The organism is Vibrio sp. V03_P4A6T147 (genome assembly GCF_002241085.1).
Lineage (GTDB): Bacteria > Pseudomonadota > Gammaproteobacteria > Enterobacterales > Vibrionaceae > Vibrio > Vibrio anguillarum.
In genome coordinates this window covers 1-3,170 of the sequence record NZ_NDIO01000237.1, presented here as the reverse complement: position 1 = coordinate 3,170, position 3,170 = coordinate 1, and the positions used below count along the sequence as shown (strand labels likewise).

Annotated in this window: 4 protein-coding genes; 3 read left to right on the top strand and 1 reads right to left on the bottom strand. The window is 41.9% G+C overall.

Annotated elements, in window-relative coordinates; genetic code table 11:
• Window positions 1–221 precede the first annotated feature (221 nt).
• The gene (locus tag B9J84_RS09480; RefSeq protein ID WP_013867986.1) at window positions 222–683 is read left to right on the top strand and encodes a TetR/AcrR family transcriptional regulator; all 462 of its coding nucleotides are present in this window, start codon (window positions 222–224) and stop codon (window positions 681–683) included.
• A gap of 93 nt (window positions 684–776) precedes the next feature.
• Here the strand turns inward: B9J84_RS09480 and nadE are convergent, their stop codons facing one another.
• Window positions 777–1,607, bottom strand: a complete 831-nt coding sequence (nadE, locus tag B9J84_RS09475; protein WP_064626299.1) for an ammonia-dependent NAD(+) synthetase — start codon at window positions 1,605–1,607, stop codon at window positions 777–779.
• Between the two features lie 104 nt (window positions 1,608–1,711).
• Here nadE and B9J84_RS09470 point away from each other — a divergent pair, with 104 nt between their 5' ends.
• Together B9J84_RS09470 and B9J84_RS09465 are read left to right on the top strand one after the other, a co-directional pair.
• Window positions 1,712–2,224 carry a nicotinate-nicotinamide nucleotide adenylyltransferase gene (locus B9J84_RS09470; RefSeq protein WP_179217550.1) on the top strand — a complete coding sequence of 171 codons (513 nt, stop codon included), beginning with the start codon at window positions 1,712–1,714 and terminating at the stop codon, window positions 2,222–2,224.
• 40 nt (window positions 2,225–2,264) lie between these two features.
• On the top strand, window positions 2,265–2,774 hold the full coding sequence (locus B9J84_RS09465) for a hypothetical protein (RefSeq protein WP_064626298.1): 510 nt from the start codon (window positions 2,265–2,267) through the stop codon (window positions 2,772–2,774).
• Window positions 2,775–3,170 lie beyond the last annotated feature (396 nt).

Below are 3,170 nucleotides of genomic sequence, written 5' to 3'. Positions count from 1 at the left end.
CTAATAAACTGGAAATTTAAGTTTTATTAGTGATAGCTAAAGGAGTGACAGTAACAAGCCAGTAGATAACGCTTTTAACAAGATAATTCTGGTTTGAATTTACTGTTTTAAAGGATGGTTTTTTAGACAGAAAATGCCATACCACGAGGGGTGATTCGCGAAACGGCACTATCATCGCAATTGAGTTAGATGGATTAATAAAAAAGAGAAGAGTCTGGACCATGCCAAAGCGTAGTAAAGAAGATACTGAAATCACCATTCAGAGAATAATGGATGCTGTTGTCGATCAGCTATTGAGACTGGGTTACGACAAAATGTCGTATACCACGTTGAGTCAGCAAACAGGGGTTTCACGAACGGGGATTAGCCACCATTTTCCAAAGAAAACCGATTTTACGGCCGCTTTAGATGGGCGGATTTTTAAGCTGTTTGTTGAGCATTTAGATTTTGAAAATGACCTTTCAAGTTTTTCAAATAGCTGGATAAATGCGCTAGAAAATGCACAATTTTTGGCTATTTTACGTTTATTATTTCATCATGTTGTGACGACTGAAAATGCGGATGAATTTGCAGCAAATGGTGTCGATCGGTTATACAAAACGGTGGCTGTACAGTTTGGCAAAGAGAGCGCAAGAGAGCTTGAGTGGCTGATTGGTAAATCACTGATTAAAATGAGTCAATAATTTGGCACTTTGTGCAAGCTTGTATTGTCGACTTTAACACTAAAGCCAACTGAGAAGTTGGCTTTAGTGCTTTTTATAGAGAGATTGTGTCGATCAATCGTACAACGTTGGGATCGGTTGACGTTTATGCTGAGTTGCTGTGTAAATCGCGACAAGACGGTCAATCACGTGCTGGGAAACAGGCTTCCCTTCTAAAAAATCATCGATTTGGTCATAACTTAAGTTTAACGCATCTTCATCTGCTTTTTGTGGTGCGAGCTCTTCTAAATCCGCGGTGGGTGTTTTTTGAACCAATTGTTGTGGTGCGCCTAATTGAGCAGCTACCGCGCGCACTTGACGTTTACTCAAGCCAAAAAGTGGTGCTAAATCACACGCGCCATCACCAAATTTAGTATAAAAACCGGTGATGTTTTCTGCGGAATGATCCGTGCCGAGTACTAACGCACCAACAAAACCTGCAATTTCGTACTGCGCAACCATGCGAGCGCGCGCCTTTACATTTCCTTTCACGAAATCAATTTTGGCACTGTCAGTTGGAGTTAAGCTTGTGCCTTGTAGCGCATCAAGAGAGGCTGAGTGCAGGCCATCTACACCCGCTTTAATATTGACCGAAATTGAGTGTGTAGGTTGAATGAAGGAGAGAGCAAGCTGCGCTTCATCCTCATCTTTTTGTTCGCCATAGGGTAAACGAACGGCGATAAACTGATAGTCGTTAACGGCGTATTCTTGGTTGAGTTGTGTCACGGCGAGCTGGGCTAGACGGCCGCACGTTGTTGAGTCGACGCCACCACTGATGCCAAGCACTAAAGACTTACAACCAGATTCAACCAATTTGCGTTTAATAAACTCAACGCGCCGTTCAATTTCATAAACAGGGTCAATGGATGAGAGAACACGCATCTCATCACGGATCATTTGTTCCATAAGGGTTCCTTTTCCTGCAAGCAATATAAATCTTTGGTGTATCATACCGAAATCATCAGATTAGAAAACCGAGAAAATGGTTTTCAGACTTGAATAGGATTGCTATGACCAAAATTGCCGTCTTTGGGAGTGCTTTTAACCCTCCGAGCTTAGGACATAAAAGTGTGATTGAATCGCTAAGCCATTTCGATTTAATTCTGTTGGTACCGAGCATTTCACACGCTTGGGGTAAGCAGATGCTCAGTTATGAGATCCGTTGTGAACTTATTGATGCTTTTATTCGTGATTTGCAGTCAGATAAGATACAACGCTCAATAGTCGAAGAGGAACTGCAACAGCCCGGGCAGAGCGTCACAACTCATGCTGTTTTGTCATTACTGCAAAAACAATCACCTAATGCTGACATTACTTTTGTAATGGGCCCGGATAATCTGTTCAATTTTGCGAAATTCTATAAAGCTCAAGATATCTTGCAACGCTGGTCAGTCATGGCCTGTCCTGAAAAAGTCGCGATTCGTAGTACTGATATTCGTCAGCGGTTAGCTGAAAATTTAGATATTGCCGATTTAACGACTATCTCTGTTGGGAAAATCTTGCAGCAAAGAAAACTTTACTAGACAATCCACGCCCTTTTCGTGGTCGGAGCTGTTTGCATTCATGAAGTTAAATGTGGCTGTTTGTGCGTTAATCATGTTTTCGTCGCTGACGGAAGCTTGCGATCTCTATTCCGGTTCATTATTAACGCCAGAGTTAGAATTAACACTAGGTGCAGATAGTAGCCCAGCAATGTTACCAGCATCGGGCGTCTGCTTTTCTATATTAGATAGTATGGGCTACGCATCGAAACAACTGCTGGCTTTAGGTTTATTTGAAGAATCTCCAGCCGACTCTTCTTACTGGGCCGATTGGTTTTTAAAAGCCGATTCGGATCCCCTGTTTACTCAGAAATTGGCCACAAGCTACATTGGCTTTGGAGTCTGGATACCCTCTGAATTGCTTGACGAGCAAAGTGATATGTCAACCGAAGAGTGGCTAATGAGTCACGGCTTACAGCTAAGTATCGGTTTTGGCGAGAAAAAAGCGGGTGAGCCGCGCATGCGTTTTGACTATCGTTGGCATGAAGATTTCGACAGCGTTGTCATGATGCAAATTGAAGTTCCCTTCTAACGTTTTCCCTCAGTAAACACACTCCCTCAGAAAACAAAAAAGCCAACCGCAATATTCGCGATTGGCCTATGTAAATTGTGAACAAAGAGTATTCACTAACAACGTCAGTTGGCTAGGTGACCCTCGGCTTAAGAAGGGTCGATATAGTTATTGCAGCATACGTGCCAAGTTTTATAGCGCTTAGTTGCTATTGTTTCCTTGTTTTTTCAAACTTCACCAAGAAAATTTTTGCAGGCTGCAAATGCAAACTGCAAAAACGACTCAGATTGCTAATGCCGCTAGGTTCAATCACATTCGCTCTGCTATCTTACTTTTATTTGATTACACATCTAACTAATTGGTTCCTTTTTAGTTAAATGTCCAAACTTATTTATTCGTTTTAAATCAGCACTCTAT

Bases quoted from the DNA above. Each gene is read 5' to 3' on its own strand.
- B9J84_RS09480 (WP_013867986.1), top strand. From the start codon at position 222: ATGCCAAAGCGTAGTAAAGAAGATACTGAAATCACCATTCAGAGAATA.
- nadE (WP_064626299.1), bottom strand. From the start codon at position 1,607: ATGGAACAAATGATCCGTGATGAGATGCGTGTTCTCTCATCCATTGAC.
- B9J84_RS09470 (WP_179217550.1), top strand. From the start codon at position 1,712: ATGACCAAAATTGCCGTCTTTGGGAGTGCTTTTAACCCTCCGAGCTTA.
- B9J84_RS09465 (WP_064626298.1), top strand. From the start codon at position 2,265: ATGAAGTTAAATGTGGCTGTTTGTGCGTTAATCATGTTTTCGTCGCTG.